At 60.6% G+C, this 15,460-nt stretch carries 15 protein-coding genes and 3 pseudogenes; 16 read left to right on the forward strand and 2 right to left on the reverse strand.

Going from position 1 to position 15,460, the window contains the following annotated elements; genetic code table 11:
* The 4 genes from E5X88_RS30570 to E5X88_RS30585 all read left to right on the forward strand — a co-directional run.
* The coding region (locus tag E5X88_RS30570) for an SGNH/GDSL hydrolase family protein (protein ID WP_292167844.1) at positions 1-1,088 on the forward strand (1,088 nt) is incomplete at its 5' end.
* Positions 1,089-1,877: 789 nt separating this feature from the next.
* Positions 1,878-2,582, forward strand: a complete 705-nt coding sequence (locus tag E5X88_RS30575) for a hypothetical protein (RefSeq protein WP_292167846.1) — start codon at positions 1,878-1,880, stop codon at positions 2,580-2,582.
* Between the two features lie 330 nt (positions 2,583-2,912).
* Positions 2,913-3,266 carry a hypothetical protein gene (locus E5X88_RS30580; protein WP_292167848.1) on the forward strand — a complete coding sequence of 118 codons (354 nt, stop codon included), beginning with the start codon at positions 2,913-2,915 and terminating at the stop codon, positions 3,264-3,266.
* A gap of 64 nt (positions 3,267-3,330) precedes the next feature.
* Positions 3,331-3,660: a helix-turn-helix domain-containing protein gene (locus E5X88_RS30585; protein ID WP_292167850.1), complete on the forward strand. Its 330-nt coding sequence runs from the start codon at positions 3,331-3,333 to the stop codon at positions 3,658-3,660.
* Positions 3,661-3,695: 35 nt separating this feature from the next.
* On the opposite strand, the gene E5X88_RS30590 is transcribed toward E5X88_RS30585, so the two are convergent.
* Both E5X88_RS30590 and E5X88_RS30595 read right to left on the reverse strand, forming a co-directional pair.
* Entirely contained in the window at positions 3,696-3,944 is a 249-nt protein-coding gene (locus E5X88_RS30590) for a hypothetical protein (RefSeq protein WP_292167852.1), read from the reverse strand.
* Between the two features lie 141 nt (positions 3,945-4,085).
* Positions 4,086-5,046: pseudogene (locus tag E5X88_RS30595) on the reverse strand (IS1595 family transposase); the annotation flags it as partial.
* A 220-nt stretch (positions 5,047-5,266) separates the two neighbouring features.
* On the opposite strand from E5X88_RS30595, the pseudogene E5X88_RS30600 reads away from it, so the two are divergent.
* The 12 genes and pseudogenes from E5X88_RS30600 to E5X88_RS33775 form a co-directional block, all read left to right on the forward strand.
* Positions 5,267-5,504 (forward strand): annotated as a pseudogene (locus E5X88_RS30600) (3-keto-5-aminohexanoate cleavage protein); the annotation flags it as partial.
* A 280-nt stretch (positions 5,505-5,784) separates the two neighbouring features.
* Positions 5,785-7,056, forward strand: coding sequence for a glycosyltransferase (locus tag E5X88_RS30605; protein ID WP_292167900.1), 1,272 nt, complete (start codon positions 5,785-5,787; stop codon positions 7,054-7,056).
* Positions 7,057-7,280: 224 nt separating this feature from the next.
* On the forward strand, positions 7,281-7,994 hold the full coding sequence (locus E5X88_RS30610; protein WP_292167854.1) for a FadR/GntR family transcriptional regulator: 714 nt from the start codon (positions 7,281-7,283) through the stop codon (positions 7,992-7,994).
* Between the two features lie 13 nt (positions 7,995-8,007).
* Positions 8,008-9,216 carry a mandelate racemase/muconate lactonizing enzyme family protein gene (locus E5X88_RS30615; protein ID WP_292167856.1) on the forward strand — a complete coding sequence of 403 codons (1,209 nt, stop codon included), beginning with the start codon at positions 8,008-8,010 and terminating at the stop codon, positions 9,214-9,216.
* Between the two features lie 36 nt (positions 9,217-9,252).
* Positions 9,253-10,233 (forward strand): sugar ABC transporter substrate-binding protein, encoded by a 981-nt coding sequence (locus E5X88_RS30620; RefSeq protein ID WP_292167858.1) that lies wholly within the window; start codon positions 9,253-9,255, stop codon positions 10,231-10,233.
* 159 nt (positions 10,234-10,392) lie between these two features.
* Positions 10,393-11,370: an ABC transporter permease gene (locus E5X88_RS30625; protein ID WP_292167860.1), complete on the forward strand. Its 978-nt coding sequence runs from the start codon at positions 10,393-10,395 to the stop codon at positions 11,368-11,370.
* A 2-nt stretch (positions 11,371-11,372) separates the two neighbouring features.
* A complete protein-coding gene (locus E5X88_RS30630) occupies positions 11,373-12,104 on the forward strand; it encodes an ATP-binding cassette domain-containing protein (protein ID WP_292167862.1) in 732 nt (243 codons plus the stop codon).
* 12 nt (positions 12,105-12,116) lie between these two features.
* Positions 12,117-12,860 (forward strand): SDR family oxidoreductase, encoded by a 744-nt coding sequence (locus tag E5X88_RS30635; protein ID WP_292167864.1) that lies wholly within the window; start codon positions 12,117-12,119, stop codon positions 12,858-12,860.
* A gap of 15 nt (positions 12,861-12,875) precedes the next feature.
* Complete coding sequence (locus tag E5X88_RS30640) at positions 12,876-13,640, forward strand: aldose 1-epimerase (RefSeq protein ID WP_292167865.1); 765 nt, start codon at positions 12,876-12,878, stop codon at positions 13,638-13,640.
* 201 nt (positions 13,641-13,841) lie between these two features.
* A complete protein-coding gene (locus E5X88_RS30645; RefSeq protein WP_292167867.1) occupies positions 13,842-14,075 on the forward strand; it encodes an AbrB/MazE/SpoVT family DNA-binding domain-containing protein in 234 nt (77 codons plus the stop codon).
* Entirely contained in the window at positions 14,072-14,476 is a 405-nt protein-coding gene (locus E5X88_RS30650) for a type II toxin-antitoxin system VapC family toxin (protein WP_292167869.1), read from the forward strand. The genes E5X88_RS30645 and E5X88_RS30650 overlap by 4 nt, the downstream gene beginning before the upstream one ends.
* Before the next feature lie 264 nt (positions 14,477-14,740).
* Positions 14,741-15,415, forward strand: a pseudogene (locus E5X88_RS33775) (SGNH/GDSL hydrolase family protein); the annotation flags it as partial.
* Between the last annotated feature and the right edge of the window lie 45 nt (positions 15,416-15,460).

Raw genomic sequence — 15,460 nt, forward strand, 5'->3', positions numbered from 1 at the left:
CCGTCCGCCAAGTTGCCCGCATCAGTGTTGGGGGCAACAGCGTCCGGGTCGTCCTATCGAATGCTTTCGGCGCTAAGCCGCTGACCATCGGTGCCGGCAGCGTGGGAATAGCAGGCAAGGATGGCGCCGTCGATCAGGCGACCCTGAAGCCCCTCACCTGGGGCGGCAAGAGTTCTGTGGTCATTCCGGCGGGAGCCCCGATCCTCAGCGACCCCGTCGCCCTCCCGGCAGAAGCGCTTTCCGAGATCTCGGTCAGCATCTTCCTGCCGAAGAAGACGGCGCTCTCGTCGGTGCATTGGGATGGTGTGCAAACCGCCTACATCTCCGGCCCGGGCGATTTCACAAACGATGCGGCGTTCAAGGCTGACAGCACACTCAAATCACGCCTTTTTCTGAGCGATATATGGGTTGATGCCGCGCCGGAATCCCAGGCGATCGTGTTTTTCGGGGATTCCATCACGGACGGGAATTGTTCGACCCCCGACGCCAATAATCGCTGGCCAGACCATGTCGCCAAGCGATTGCAGGAGGCCAATCGCAAGGTCGCGGTGGTCAACGAAGCTTTTTCGGGAAACCGCGTGTTGACCGACGGTATGGGGGTCAATGCTCTGGCACGTTTCGATTCTGATGTCCTGAGCCATCCCAATGTCTCGACCGTCGTTGTGATGATGGGCATCAACGATATCGGCTGGCCAGGCGAAAATGCAATCACGCCGGACGACAAGGAACCGACCGCCGAAGACATCATCAGCGGATACAAACAACTCATCGACCGCGCGCATGCCCATGGCGTACGCATCGTAGGTGCGACGTTGACCCCTTTCGCCGACACCTTCAAAGGGCTTCCTACCGAGGGGTACTATACACCACAGAAGGAAGAGATACGCGCCACCGTGAACGAATGGATCCGCACCGGCGGCGGCTTTGACGGCGTGATCGACTTCGACAAGGTGATGGAAGACCCGGCCAAGCCGGGATACCTGCGCGACGACTACGACTGCGGTGACAACCTCCATCCCAACGACGCGGGATACAAGGCAATGGCGGACGCGGTCGATCTCGATCTCCTGTCGAGCCCAGCAAAATAGCCGCTGCTGGCCTTGCCGCGCTGCTCAGACACCGCGGCAAGGTCGGTTCGCCCTTTTGGCTGAGCGCAGGAGGGTCGACCGTGAGTTCTCGAGCATGCGCCGCCGTCAGGCATTTCGCCAGTCGAGATTTGCACCCAACTTGTCGATTCCATTGATCCCGTGGGGGACACACCGATCTACCACCCACCTGGCAGCCGCCCCGGCCCCCAATCCGGCAGTTCGCGAAAGGCGCTGGTATGCCCCAAAGCCTCACCGAGTGCGGCCCGCAGATTCCTGCATGAGGGCCTCGCGTACGCCTGACTGCACCCTCTTCGGCATATTCGCCAACGGCGACGCCACAGCGCTTTGCGCATCTCCGATCTGTCGCTCCGAAGTCGCGACATGACCCCTGTCAGCGTTCTGCAGGTGGCAGCTCTTAGGAAATTTCGGGGATGCTCCAGTGGATGCCGTCAGCAACGACCTGACAAAGCGCTGCATCTGACGCGAATGCGTCGGTTGGCGGAAGTCCGGCGAGTGCCTTCAGCCCTCACGCCGCCAGATCGTCTCGATCTGTTTGAGGTTCAGCGCCGGGCCACACCAGGACACGGTTTCTCATAAGATTCGAGATGCCCCAGCCATCGCGTCACCCCAACGGAAATACCACCTCGAGCTCGTAGAAAACGATGAGCCCGGCCAACGCCACTAGGAGAGCAAGCAAGCCTGCGCCGAGTAAAGACTCGAACTTGTTTCCGTCGCTGCGCATTGGAACGCCACTAGTTGACAAGTTACTAATCTCTATGTGACACTTTTATGACAATTTCAAGTGTGGAAAAGGAAGCCCCGCTTCTGTTCAGGAAATGGAGACCGATACTCGCCATTGTTGCAGGAGTATCTCTCCTGATTCTTTGTGCAAGTTTTGTACAAGATCTAATTTTGTACGCTGTACAGAAGCCGGACCTTTCGACAAAAATATGGCTCCTTGATGTCGATGTAGAACGGAGCGCGTTCACTTGGATCTCCGTGCTGGTGCTTTTCTTCTGCAGCCGTCTTCTTTTTCAGTGCGGAGACGATGCGGCGGACCGCGGCAGTCAATTCACCTGGCATTGGTACTTCTTGGGCTTCCTGTTCCTGCTTCTTTGTTTCGATGAATTCGCTGGCCTCCATGAGAAGCTATCCGCTGCGTTGGCTGCGAGGTCAACCAATACGGGCCTGCTGTATTTTGCATGGGCAGCGCCGGCAGGCATCCTTAGCTTGGTGGGGCTAGCTGCCTTTGTTCCATTCATCCGCTCTTTCCCAACATCACTCGCTGTGCTGTTGGCGGTTTCGGCGATATTGTTTCTTGGCGGAGCGGTCGGGCTTGAAATGGTCGGCGGCAGCGTTGCAGAGGCGGAAGGCGTGGACTCCTTGCGCTACCGCATTTTGGCGAACATCGAAGAAGGTCTCGAACTTGCCGGGACACTGACCTTTATCTACGTACTACTGTCATACCGTGAGATAACATCACGCACGCACTGATCTCATCGCTGCGCCAGCAACACACCGTTTTCGCCGCACTTCTCGACTGACTGAGCTTGATCGTTTTGCGATTCGGGCGCGCTGGTCGCCTCGCGCAGGCAAATGGATGTAGTCGGCATTGTCCTGATCGACCGCTTATCCCGTTCGCTCAGGTGGCTACAATATATGGTGCTGCGTCTGTCCCCCTTCTCCCGGTCGATTAACGTAGACTGGGCCAAGGTGGCACGATTGGGATGTTGCCAGCATCCCGCCAATTCGGAGATCGGTTAGGCGTTGACGCTCGCCAGCACCCGACATACTTTCTATAAGCAACTTGCGTAGAGATCGCGTGTGCAGCCCGATGACATCGAACTCATTTTGGACGCTGACATTTCGGAGGACCCATGCCTCCTCTTTGATGTCGTCACGCCCGATGGCGTGCTTCAGCTCTTGGGGGACGTGGAGATGGGCAGCAACCATCTGGTCGTCCGTGACCTCCATATTGGGGGCGATGCCCAGGTCCAGTGGGGTTGGTCCAAATTGCGCAAGCTCGGTCGAGTGATCGCGGAGAAGCTTAATGTCGACTACATCGAAGTTCATGGAGCGGTTCGGACAACGGGTGCGAACCCGGGACGTCGTCCGGGTGTCGTCAGGCTCTCCCGTCCGGCTGAGCCTCAGCTTTCTACCCGGCGCGAATACTCCTGAGGCTGCTCGGGCTCTCGTCAGGAGACAGCTGCCGCTGAGGACGGCCCACGCTGTCCTCACGGCGATGGTTGATCAAGGCAAGGCATTCGTGACGGTTCCTTGCGTCGACGACCTTCGAGCACTGAAGGATGAACTCTCTTCCGCAGGAGTGATCGCGAAGGTTCATGCGCCGCAGCCGATAAGCGTTCGCGAAGTCCGGGATCGCACGAAGCTATCCCAGGAGGCGTTCTCCGTGAGGTATGGCCTCGATCTGGCAACGCTTCGAAACTGGGAGCAAGGTCGCTCGGAACCGGATGCAGCGGCGAATACGCTCCTTTGGATCATCGCCCGGAATCCGGAAGCAGTCGAAGAATCGCTCGATATGGAGGACGAGTCGGCTGCCCCGTCGCCCTAGCGAGGGGCCGTCGGAACGGCCACTCCAGCGCGCGGCTACTCGGCCGCCAACGCGATGGCGGGCCGCCGGAAGGGAGGCAACGCCAGTATCCGCGGGATGAGCGGATCCGGCCTGCTGTAGCGCCTTCCCGTCAGCCGTTCCTCGCCTTGCCGCCGCGGCGTCAGCACTGGCCGCCCCGGCTTCCGACGTGTGTAATGGCGCCGCTCGCCGAACTCTCGCACGCCGTCGAAATCCCATTGGAAGCCGCCATACGCGTCAGGATCCTCCTCCTTGAGGCGATCCACCCACTAGGCGAGTTCCTCCTGTACCGTCACCTTGTGGACGCGGTAGTAGCTCGCGAGATCCTCCACAATTGTCCGTTTGTTAGGGTGGCACATCTTGAGGATTTCGCGGATGTGCTCTTTCTTCCAATCCGTCGTGTCGCCGACGATGCTGCGGTAGGTGACGGGCTCGAGGCGCTGGCCTATCCCGAGCATCCTGTCCATCGCGGTGTGAAAGTGCCGCCGCCTGTTCCAGCGGAACACGAACTCGTTTAGGTAGGCATCGAGGTGCTTCTCCCGAAAGCCGTGGAACGTGCCCAGCGCCCACCTCTTCAGGTTCGCAAAAACGACGTGAATCCACTTGGAAACGATATGGGCGGGAATCGTCCTATCACTCGGATTAACCCTCCTGAGGCGACGGCCGGCCACCTTGTCGTACGAGGCAAGGGAGTCCGTCCGCAACGCCGCTCCGGGAAGGGCATTCGCTACCACGAACGGAACGATGCTTTGAGCCGAACGGTCCGCGATGCGCGCGAGCCTGATGCGACCGACGCCATGGTTGCCGACCGTCTCGACCGCTCCAGCGATCCATATCTGGTTGGCTGTGCTGCTGCCGCCGCCCCTCTCCAGCGCGTCCTCCTTGCGCGGATACGGGATAGCGGACTCGTCCACGTCGATAGTTCCGGAAAGCGGTGTCCGGTTGGGTTCACCATTGCCCGCCGGAGCTTGTGAAGCACCAGCCAGGCGGTTTTGTAAGAGACGCCCAGCTTAGGCTGGAGCTGCAGCGTCGAAAATCGAATTAGAGTGCGTCGCCATCAGGTCGCCGCCAGGAACCACTTGCGCAGCGGCAGGTGCGTGCCCTGCATGACCGTCCCGGCGATCACGGAGGTCTGTTTCCTGCACCCAGGCCTCTCCCCTTTGCCTGCGCATTCGAAAAGCCACGGCCGCGCGCCTCCAGGCGCCATGCTTTCCTGGAACCGCAGCGTGGGCATGCGAAGCCGCCCGGCCAGCGCTTGTTGAAGAGGTAATTGGCGCATGCGTAATCGTCGCGGAAAGTCTCCACGAACTTCTCGATCGACGGTGGCTTGTCGTTCTTCCACCGGGTCGGAAACAGCGCCTCGCCCATGCCGACGCCAACAAGGCAGGCGAGGCGATCCGTCAGCAACAATCGCTAGATATGGTTACCACCTGAGCGAACGGGATTAGCGGTCATGATCGGCACGGTGACGGCATCGGCGGTGGCACGCTACGTGATCTTCTTCCGGGCTTGAGCCGTCTTCAGGGTGCAGGAGCTTTTCTGGCATGTGTCACCGTTTCATGCGCAGTGTTTAGCGGGACTAGCTTGCTCGCTCGATCGCATCTTCAAGAATACGTTTGCGGACATCGAGCACTTCCTGACCACCTGTGCCGAAAACGGCACCCGCTTCGAGCTCGACTGCTACGATATCGGTCACCTCTACACACTGGTGCATTTCGCGGACCGCGGCATCGTCAAGCCGCACTTCTTCGTGCAGAGCGTCTTCGGTATCCTCGGCGGGATTAGGTCCGCACTCGGGAGACGTAATGCATATGAAGCGCACGGCGACCGGCTCCTGGGGCGCGAGGCAACGCCGAAGCACGACGCCGAAACGGACGCTCAGGCTATTCGCGCCAACGTTCGGGATGGTAACGTAGCCGTTGAGGTCAAGGCCTGTTCGGCGTCAGGCTGCAGATGCGCCGGTAGTGGTCGCTCGGGGTCCGGACTGTGGAAGACCGAATTTCGATCCTCCGACAGCGTGACAAGCCGGCCGCGACGGTTTCTTTGGCGGCCACGCCTCCATGATCAATTGACGCGGGACTGGATAAGTCTGGCATGAACATTGTGATGTTTACCAACACATTCAGCCCGCATGTCGGCGGCGTTGCACACAGTGTTGCGTGGTTGTCGGAGACGCTGCGTGAGTTGGGACATGCAGTCCTGATCGTGGCGCCGGACTATGCGGAAGCAGGTCGATCAGAAAGGGATATCCTTCGCGTCCCTGCGATCCAGAATTTTAACGGGAGCGATTTTTCAGTGCCGATCCCGTTCACGCGCTCCCTCGAGAAGACGCTGAACGCCTTCGAGCCGGATATTATCCATTCGCACCACCCGTTTCTTCTCGGCGACACCGCCCTTCGCACCGCCGCGTCGCGAGCGTTGCCGGCCATATTCACCTATCACACCCGCTACGAACTCTACGGACACTACGTTGCCCAGGATGCACCGGTCCTCCAACGGCTCGTGCTCAGCCTCGCGGTCGGCTACTGTGATCTGTGCGACCATATCATCGCTCCAACGCTCAGCATTGCCGACCTCTTGCGCCACCACGATGTCACCAAACCGATCGCCATAATCCCGACAGGGATTGATCTAGCCAGGTTCTCCAATGGAGATGGGCTGAGATTGCGGAGCCGCTTAAGAATAGCGGAAACCGATTTCATCGTCGGGCACGTAGGTCGGTTGGCGCCGGAGAAGAACCTGACTTACCTCACCGAAGCAGTCTGCCTGTTTCTTTCGCAAAATGAGCGCACGCATTTTATCGTCGCCGGCGACGGTTCGTCAGCGTCCGTAATGCGCCGGATGCTGGACGAGGCTGGTCTTCAGGACAGATGCCACCTGCTGGGCGTGGTCGAAGGCGCTGATCTGGCCGACGTCTATGCCGCCATGGATGTCTTCGCCTTCTCGTCGCGTTCCGAAACCCAGGGTCTTGTGCTCGTCGAGGCGATGGCAGCCGGCGTTCCCGTGGTTGGGCTTGATGAACCTGGAGTCCGTGAAGTGGTACGCAACGGAAGGAACGGCTATCTCCTGTCGGCCGATGCGTCCCCAGCCCAATTCTCAAAAGCTCTCGCCAAAGTCCGCGCGATCGCTCCACCGGGCCGAGAGATGTTGCAAGAAGAGGCCAGACTGACTGCGGCCTCCTATTCACGATCTTCGACCGCGCAGCAGACCATCGATCTCTATTCGCGCGCTGTCGCGAGCCATGCCGGTATCCGAACTATCGGCACTCGCTCCTTTGAGGCGACACTCGAAGGTCTCAAGCAGGAATGGAGAATTCTCGCCAACCTTGCGAATGCCGTCAAGGACGCGGTGGCGACGCGCAGTGACCCGGCAAAGTAACGGCTGCGGGACCTTCAGGAGATTTGCGACGGCCCGCCCGACGGCACGTCGCCGCTGTGGCACTGAGCCGCGCGGGCATCGCGCATCTGTATTTCGAGAACATCGGTGATCGTGGCAGTTCTACCGGGACCGTCTTGACACACATCTTTAGCGCATACTATCAACGGATTTGACAAACCTGCCATACAGGTTTGCGCCTTCCGATGTGAGGATTTGCCGTGGTCATGGCTGCGCCCGCCAAGAATTCCGACGCAGCGAGTCTGGTCAGCAACACCATCGGCGAGATCACCCGCCACATCCGCACACACGAGCTCGGGCCTGGGGACCGGCTTCCCAGCGAGGCCGCACTGTCCAGGCAATTGAGCGTCTCGCGTACCGTAGTGCGTGAAGCCTTCAGTTCGCTCGCCGCCATGCGGCTCATCGATCTGAGGGCAGGCCGGCGGGCCACCGTCGCCGAGCTGGACTACGGCACCATGTCGCTGGTGATCGAGCACGGCGTTCACACCGAACAGATCACCGTGCAGCAAATCTATGACGTGCGTCGCACCATCGAGACGCGCACCGCCATGTTGGCGGCCTTGCGCAGGTCAGCCGATGAAGTGGAAAGGATCAGGAGCCACGCGCGCGCCATGCGTGAGAACTTCCAGCGACCGGAAGAGGTCATGGAGCACGATCTCGCCTTTCACCTCGAGATCGCCAAGGCAGCAAAAAATCCGGTTTTCAGCCTCATCGTCGGCGCGTTCGAGCGAGTGTCGCGCCAGACCTGGCCGATCGGCTGGCGCAGCCGCCCTTCCGACGCCGAGCAACTGGAGATGATCCAGATCCATATAGAACTCGCCGAATCCATCGCGACGGGTGATCCCCAGTCCGCCCGCGACCTGATGGGCAGGCATTTTGACGAGAGCGTCAAGGCCCTGCTGGCGGCCGGTATTGCCTGAGGGAGCCGGGCGCATGAAGATTACGAAACTCGAAACGCTGCGGCTCAAGGAGCGGCCCAACCTTCTCTGGGTGCTGGTCCATACGGACGAGGGCCTCGTCGGGCTGGGCGAGACGTTCTTCATTGCCGAGACCGTCGAGACCTATTTGCACGAATATGTGGCGCCACGGGTGATCGGGCGCGATCCCTTGCAGATCGACCTGCTTGCCGCCGATCTCGTCGGATATCTCGGCTTTCGATCGACGGGCGCGGAAGTGAGGGGCAACTCCGCCTTCGACATCGCGCTTTGGGATCTGTTCGGAAAGGCTACCGGTCAGCCGATCGCACAACTTCTCGGCGGCTTCACGCGGCAGGAGATCAGGACCTACAACACCTGTGCCGGACCCGAATACATCAAGAAAGCCACAGGCCAGACGACGGCCAATTATGGGCTCGATAAAGCCGGTGATGACGCCTTTGATGATCTGAACGGCTTCCTTCACCGCGCCGACGAACTGGCGCACTCGTTGCTCGAGGAAGGCATCACGGCCATGAAAATCTGGCCGTTCGACATGGCTGCCGAGAAAACGCAAGGCCTGTATATATCGCAGCCTGATCTGAATTCCGCGCTGGCACCATTCGAGAAAATCCGCAAGGCGGTCGGCGACAAGATGGACATCATGGTCGAGTTCCACTCGATGTGGCAATTGCTGCCGGCCATGCAGATCGCTCGAGAACTCGCTCCCCACAAGACGTTCTGGCATGAAGATCCGATCAGGATGGACAGTCTGTCCAGCCTCAAGCGCTATGCCGAGGCTTCGCTGGCGCCGATATCGGCTTCCGAGACTCTCGGCTCGCGGTGGGCATTCCGCGACCTTCTCGAGACTGGCGCGGCCGGCGTCATCATGCTCGACATCAGCTGGTGCGGCGGGCTTTCAGAGGCGCGCAAGATCGCTGCCATGGCTGAAGCGTGGCACCTGCCGGTCGCGCCGCACGACTGCACCGGTCCGGTGGTACTCGGCGCGTCGACCCACCTGTCGCTGAATGCGCCGAACGCGCTTGTCCAGGAGAGTGTCAGGGCCTTCTATAAGACTTGGTACCGCGACCTCGTGACCGCCTTGCCGGAGGTGAAGAACGGCATGATCACCGTGCCGCCCGGACCAGGCCTTGGCATGGAGCTGAACCCGGAGATCGATCGCGCCTTCACCGCGCTTCGACGGGTAACTGACGCATCGATTTTCTGAAACTGAACCTGAAACAGCTTTCTACGGAGGAGAACCATGAAGAAGCTACTCAGCTCGGCAGCCTTGGGAGCAATATTGGCCGGAGGTTCGGCAACGGCCTCGTTCGCGGACAGCATGAACATCGTGTTCACGCACCATTCGTCCGCATCCAATCCCTTCTGGCAAGCGGTCAAGAAAGGTTTTGACGACGCCTGCAGCAAGCTCGAGGCCAGCTGCCAGATGATCTTCACCCAGACCGAAGGTTCGATCGAGCAGCAATCCGCAAACATGCAGGCCGCGCTGGCAGGCAAGCCGGATGCCCTGATTACCAGCATCGTGGACAACAATGCCTTCGACCAGATCATCAGCGACGCCCGCGCCGCCGGTGTGATCGTGATCGCCTCGAACGTCGACGACACGGATGGCGCGAAGGGCAATGCCCGCCAGGCCTTCATCGGCCAAGGCTTCGTTCCGGCCGGCTACTCGCTCGGCCAGGCAATGTCGGAGAGCTTTCCGGCCGAAGGTCCGATCAAGGCACTGGTAGGCGTGTCGGCGCCGGGCCAAAACTGGTCCGAACAGCGCGCGGCGGGTGTGATCAAGTTCCTTGAGGAGTTCAAGGCCGCCAATCCGAACCGCGAAGTCGAGATCAACCGCCTCGATACCGGCACCGATGGCGCCGTCGTCGCCGACCGTGTCGGCGCCTATCTCAACGCGCATCCCGACACGACGGTCTACTTCGACACAGGGCTGTGGCACGCGGGTGTGGCCCGGGCGCTTGCCGACCGCGGCGTCGAGCCGGGCAAGGTCCTGCTCGGCGGCTTCGACATCGTCGCCGAAGTGCTCCAGCAGATGCAGGCCGGGTATATTCAGGTCGAGGTTGATCAGCAGCCTTACATGCAGGGCTTCATGCCCGTCATGGAGGCCTATCTGGCCAAAACCGTCGGCCTGGCCCCTGCGGACATCGATACCGGCCAGGGTATCGTGCGCCCTGCCGACGTGCCGGCACTCTGGGACCTCTCCAAGCAGGGCCTGCGCTAAAGCATCTTGCAGCCAAGTGATGGAATCACCTGGCGTCGCAGAAATGCGGCTAAAACAAATAGATAGAGCGGGATGCCAGTTCGATTGAACGCATCCCGCTCCAGGCGGGATACGGGGCCGCGCATGAGGTTGGCGCGGCCCTTCACCGGGGAGGATAATGTGAAACGTCTGCTGAAAATCTATTTCGAGAAACCGGAGTTGGCAGGCGTTCTGCTGTTGGTGATCTTGGTCGTCGTCTTCCAGGTGCGGTCCAACGGCGTCTTTCTGAACCAGGACAATCTGCGGGGAATTCTCGGCCTTCTGCCGGAGATGGGGCTGGTCGCCATCGGCGTGACCATCCTCATGATCTGCGGCGAGTTCGATCTATCCGTGGGATCAGTTTTCGCGCTGATGCCGATGGTCATGGCGATCATGATGGAGGGCGGGACGCCTTTCGCCCTGGCCTTCTGCGTCGGCATCTTGGTGGCCGCAGCGATCGGGTTCCTGAACGGGTTCCTGACGATCCGCTACGCCATCCCGAGCTTCATCACGACGCTCGGCATGCTTTTCATCGCGCGTTCGCTCACTGTCGTCATTTCCGGTGGCTTTCCTCCGCTGCTTCCCAACGATCTGCCAAAATGGCTGTTTACCGCTTTCGTCGGACCGGGTGCTCTGTTTCGCATGTCGTTCGTTTGGTTTGTCGCCATTGCCTGTCTCGCGACTTTTGTATTGTCGCGGACCAATTTCGGCAATTGGGTGCGCGCAACCGGCGGTTTTCTGCCGGCGGCAAGCGCCATGGGCATACCGACCGCGCGGGTCAAGATCGCCTGTTTCATGCTCTGCTCCGTCCTTGCCGGCTTTGCAGGCATGATCCAGGTGCTGCGCCTCGGATCGCCTCTCCCGTCGATCGGCGAAGGCATGGAACTGCAGGCGGTGGCCGCCGCCGTCATCGGAGGCACGGCGCTCACCGGCGGGATCGGGACAGTGATCGGCGGCATCATCGGTGCCGTCCTGATCCGCGTGATCGACAATGGGCTGGTTCTCAGTCGCGTCGACGCGAACTGGTTCAAGTTCGCCATCGGAACCTTGACCATCTTCGCTGTGGTGGCGAACGCCTGGCTGCTGCGGCGCGCCAAGCGGATAAAGTCGGAGATCTGACGATGGCCGATCCCATCATCTCGATCCGCAATCTGCACAAGTGGTATTCCGGCGTCCACGCCCTCAAGGACATCTCGCTCGACATCTATCCGAATGAGGCGCTCGGCCTGATCGGCGACAATGGCGCCGGCAAATCGACCTTGATCAACATCCTTTCCGGGGTGCAGAGAGAGGATGAGGGCGAGGTGCTGATCGAAGGAGAAAAAGTTCACATCAGCAATCCGCGCGACGCCATGCGCCTCGGCATTGAGACCATCTACCAGTACAATTCGATGGTTCCTACCATGTCGATCGCCCGTAACATGTTCATCGGGCGCGAACCGCTGAAGTTTGCGATCGGCGGGATCGGCGTCATGGATCTGGGCCAGATGCGCCGCGAAAGCGTCAAAGCCATCGCCGATGTCGATCTTCACCTGCGCTCCCCCGACGCTCTGGTGGGCGAACTATCGGGCGGTCAACGGCAGGGCGTCGCCATAGCCAGGGCCATGCATTTCAAATCAAAGGTGATGATCCTCGACGAGCCGACCAACCATCTGTCCGTCAAGGAGACGAAGAAGGTGATCGGCTTCGTGCGATCGCTGAAGGAGCAGAACGTCACCGGCATCTTCATCAGCCACAACATGCACCATGTCTTCGAATGCTGCGACCGGGTCGTTGCAATGGCGCGCGGCGAAATCGTTCTGGACAAGCGGATCGGCGAGACTTCGATCGAGGAAGTCCAGGAGGTTCTGTGACGGGAGGAAGCAATGCCTGATCTGAGTGGCCGGAAAGTACTTCTGACCGGCGGTCTGGGGACTCTTGGTCGGGCACAGGCCAGGAAGCTCTCGGCGGAGGGCGCCGATGTCATCGTGCTCGACCGGCCCGAGATCGAGGACGCCGTGCAGCGGGCGAGGGGGCTCGGAGCGACGGTCAGCTTCGTCGGTTGCGATCTGGACGACCTGGTGAAGGCCACGAAGATGGTCGAAGGGATCGTCGCGGACGTCGGCGGCATCGACATCCTGATCAACAATGCGGCGCTCATCATCAACCGGCCCTATGCAGAGTTCAGCCTGGAGGAATACGAGCAGCAGATCCGCGTGAATTCCTCCGCGGCCTTCGCACTCGTGCGCGTTTGTGCCCCTCACATGAAGGACAAGGGCTGGGGCAAGATCATCAACTTCACGTCGGTCACCCTCAACGGCCAGCTTGGCGGCTATGTCCCCTATATCGCGTCCAAAGGCGCGATGCTCGGCCTCACCAAATCGCTGGCACGCGAACTCGGACCCTATGGCATATGCGTGAATGCCGTTGCGCCAGGGGCTGTCGTGTCCGAGGCGGAGGAGCGGGTCTTCGGGCACAAGCTCCAGGAATACAATGACTGGGTGATCGACCGGCAGTGCCTGAAGCTGCGCATCGTGCCCGAGGATGTCGCCGATCTGGTCCATTTTCTCGTCTCGCCGTCCGCCGACAGGATCACCGGTCAGAACATCGCAATTGACGCAGGGTGGTAGGCTGTGGATGTCCTCGTGTTGCAGGACTCCCGCACGAGGGTCGGGATCGTTCCGGAACTCGGCGGGGGAATAGCCTTCATGGAGGCGCTTCTGCCGGGTGGGCGTGATGTCCCCGTCCTGCGGCGATGGACGCACAGCAAGTCGGATGGTCCGTTCGCCCTGGCGTGCAATGTGCTGGTTCCATTTTCAAACCGGATTTCCGGTGGCGGCTTCACATTCCGGGGCGCCTTTCACGCGATCGCGCCGAATCTCGCGGGTGAGGGGTTCCCGATTCACGGCGACGGGTTCCAGAGGGCCTGGGCGATCGAGATGACGAGCGGCGAAGCTGCAAGCCTGACGCTTGGCAATGGGCAGATCGGCCCCTTCCGCTACGGGGCCCGACAACTGTTCCATCTGGAGGATGGGGCCTTGCATGTCGAAGTCGTCGTCACCAACGAGACATCCGGGCCGCTGCCTTTCGGCGCCGGTTTTCATCCGTGGTTTCCTCGATTTGCCGGGACGACGCTCCGCTTCCGGGCGTCCGACGTCTGGCTCGAGGACACCCGCCACCTGCCGACCGAGCTGGTCGATGTCGCGGCTCGACCGCAATGGGACTTTTCGGCCGCCTGGCCTCTGCCGAAGGCCTGGATCAACAATGCCTTCACGGTTGCCTCGGCGCCGCCACGATTAGCCAACCAGGCCTGCACATCGCGATCGACATCGAGGCTTCGCCGAACCTCGATGTCGCCGTCGTCTACTCGCCCGGTCCAGACGCCGATTTCTTCTGCTTCGAGCCCGTGAGCCATGCGGTCGACGCCTACAATCTGCCCGGCCGCCCGGGATTGACGGTGCTGGAACGAGGGCAGTCCCTGCATGCCGCCATGACATTGCGATGGTCGCCTTTGTGAGCCGATTTCGGGCAAAGACTTGCGTTTTGCTGAGGTTGAAATCCGACCCACAAGGTAATACCTTCTGGAAAATGGGTATTACCGAGGTGCGAACATGACCACGACAGTCACAGCCAAGGGACAGGTGACCATCCCGAAGCCGGTCCGCGACCTGCTCGGGATCGTTCCGGGCAGCAGGGTTGATTTCCGCCGCGCCGATGACGGCAATGTGGTGATTGTGCGTAGCGACAAGAAGCAGCCCGCGAGCCGCTTCGCGAAATTGCGCGGCCATGCCGGCAAGGGACTCGATACCGACGCGATCATGGCACTGACGCGTGGCGACGCGTGACGCTGGTCGACACCAACGTTCTGCTCGATCTTGTCACGGACGATGCGAACTGGGCGGATTGGTCGATCGCCCAGCTCGAGGCGGCGAGCCTCAATGGGCCGTTGTTGATCAACGATGCAATCTATGCCGAACTTGCCGTTCGCTACGACCGCATAGAGGATATCGACGCGTTTCTTGACGAAGCCGGTCTCGAAATGGCTCCGATGCCCCGGGCGGCACTGTTCCTCGCCGGAAAGGTCTTTACGCAGTATCGCAAATCGGGCGGATCGCGCACTGGCGTGCTGCCTGACTTCTTCATCGGCGGCCATGCCGCCGTCAATGGACTGCCGCTGCTCACCCGCGACGTCGGCCGCTACCGCACCTATTTTCCATCGCTGAAACTGATCACACCGGACTCCTGAACAGCCCTCTGCCACAAGTAGACATCTCGCTCCTGACGCTGGTCCAAGATCGCCACAAAAGTTCAATTTTATTCCCTGCGCAGCCCGTCATAATAAGGCCGGCGGCGGCACTACCAGCATGTCTCGAGGAGGAGATGAAATGCGGCTCAATAGGTGCTTTCTGCCGCAGCAGGGAGGAAACGGCGTCGACGTCAGACCATCCTAATATATGCGGCTGTGGTGGCCGGTTCCGCAATCGCTGGTCTCGGGGCACAAGCCGCCGAGATGGGAAACTGGATCACCACCTGGGCTTCCACACCTGCTCCGCGCTGGTCGGATGATCTTCCTGCGCCTTTCGGAGTGCCGGAGGTGCTGGAGAATCAGACCGTCCGCCAAGTTGCCCGCATCAGTGTTGGGGGCAACAGCGTCCGGGTCGTCCTGTCGAATGCTTTCGGCGCTAAGCCGCTGACCATCGGTGCCGGCAGCGTGGGAATAGCAGGCAAGGACGGCGCCGTCGATCAGGCGACCCTGAAGCCCCTCACCTGGGGCGGCAAGAGTTCTGTGGTCATTCCGGCGGGAGCCCCGATCCTCAGCGACCCCGTCGCCCTCCCGGCAGAAGCGCTTTCCGAGATCTCGGTCAGCATCTTCCTGCCGAAGAAGACGGCGCTCTCGTGGGTGCATTGGGATGGTGTGCAAACCGCCTCCATCTCCGGCCCGGGCAATTTCACAAACGATGCAGCGTTCAAGGCTGACAGCACAGTCAAATCACGCCTTTTTCTGAGCGATATATGGGTTGATGCCGCGCCGGAATCCCAGGCGATCGTGTTTTTCGGGGATTCCATCACGGACGGGAATTGTTCGACCCCCGACGCCAATAATCGCTGGCCAGACCATGTCGCCAATCGATTGCAGGAGGCCAATCGCAAGGTCGCGGTGGTCAACGAAGCTTTTTCGGGAAACCGCGTGTTGACCGACGGTATGGGGGTCAATGCTCTGGCACGATTC

Origin of the sequence: Mesorhizobium sp., from assembly GCF_004962245.1 — a bacterium.
Taxonomy (GTDB): Bacteria; Pseudomonadota; Alphaproteobacteria; order Rhizobiales; family Rhizobiaceae; genus Mesorhizobium.

Coding starts and splice junctions, on each gene's coding strand:
- E5X88_RS30575 (WP_292167846.1), top strand. CDS start 1,878: ATGACAATTTCAAGTGTGGAAAAGGAAGCCCCGCTTCTGTTCAGGAAA.
- E5X88_RS30585 (WP_292167850.1), top strand. CDS start 3,331: ATGGTTGATCAAGGCAAGGCATTCGTGACGGTTCCTTGCGTCGACGAC.
- E5X88_RS30605 (WP_292167900.1), top strand. CDS start 5,785: ATGTTTACCAACACATTCAGCCCGCATGTCGGCGGCGTTGCACACAGT.
- E5X88_RS30610 (WP_292167854.1), top strand. CDS start 7,281: ATGGCTGCGCCCGCCAAGAATTCCGACGCAGCGAGTCTGGTCAGCAAC.
- E5X88_RS30615 (WP_292167856.1), top strand. CDS start 8,008: ATGAAGATTACGAAACTCGAAACGCTGCGGCTCAAGGAGCGGCCCAAC.
- E5X88_RS30620 (WP_292167858.1), top strand. CDS start 9,253: ATGAAGAAGCTACTCAGCTCGGCAGCCTTGGGAGCAATATTGGCCGGA.
- E5X88_RS30630 (WP_292167862.1), top strand. CDS start 11,373: ATGGCCGATCCCATCATCTCGATCCGCAATCTGCACAAGTGGTATTCC.
- E5X88_RS30635 (WP_292167864.1), top strand. CDS start 12,117: ATGCCTGATCTGAGTGGCCGGAAAGTACTTCTGACCGGCGGTCTGGGG.
- E5X88_RS30645 (WP_292167867.1), top strand. CDS start 13,842: ATGACCACGACAGTCACAGCCAAGGGACAGGTGACCATCCCGAAGCCG.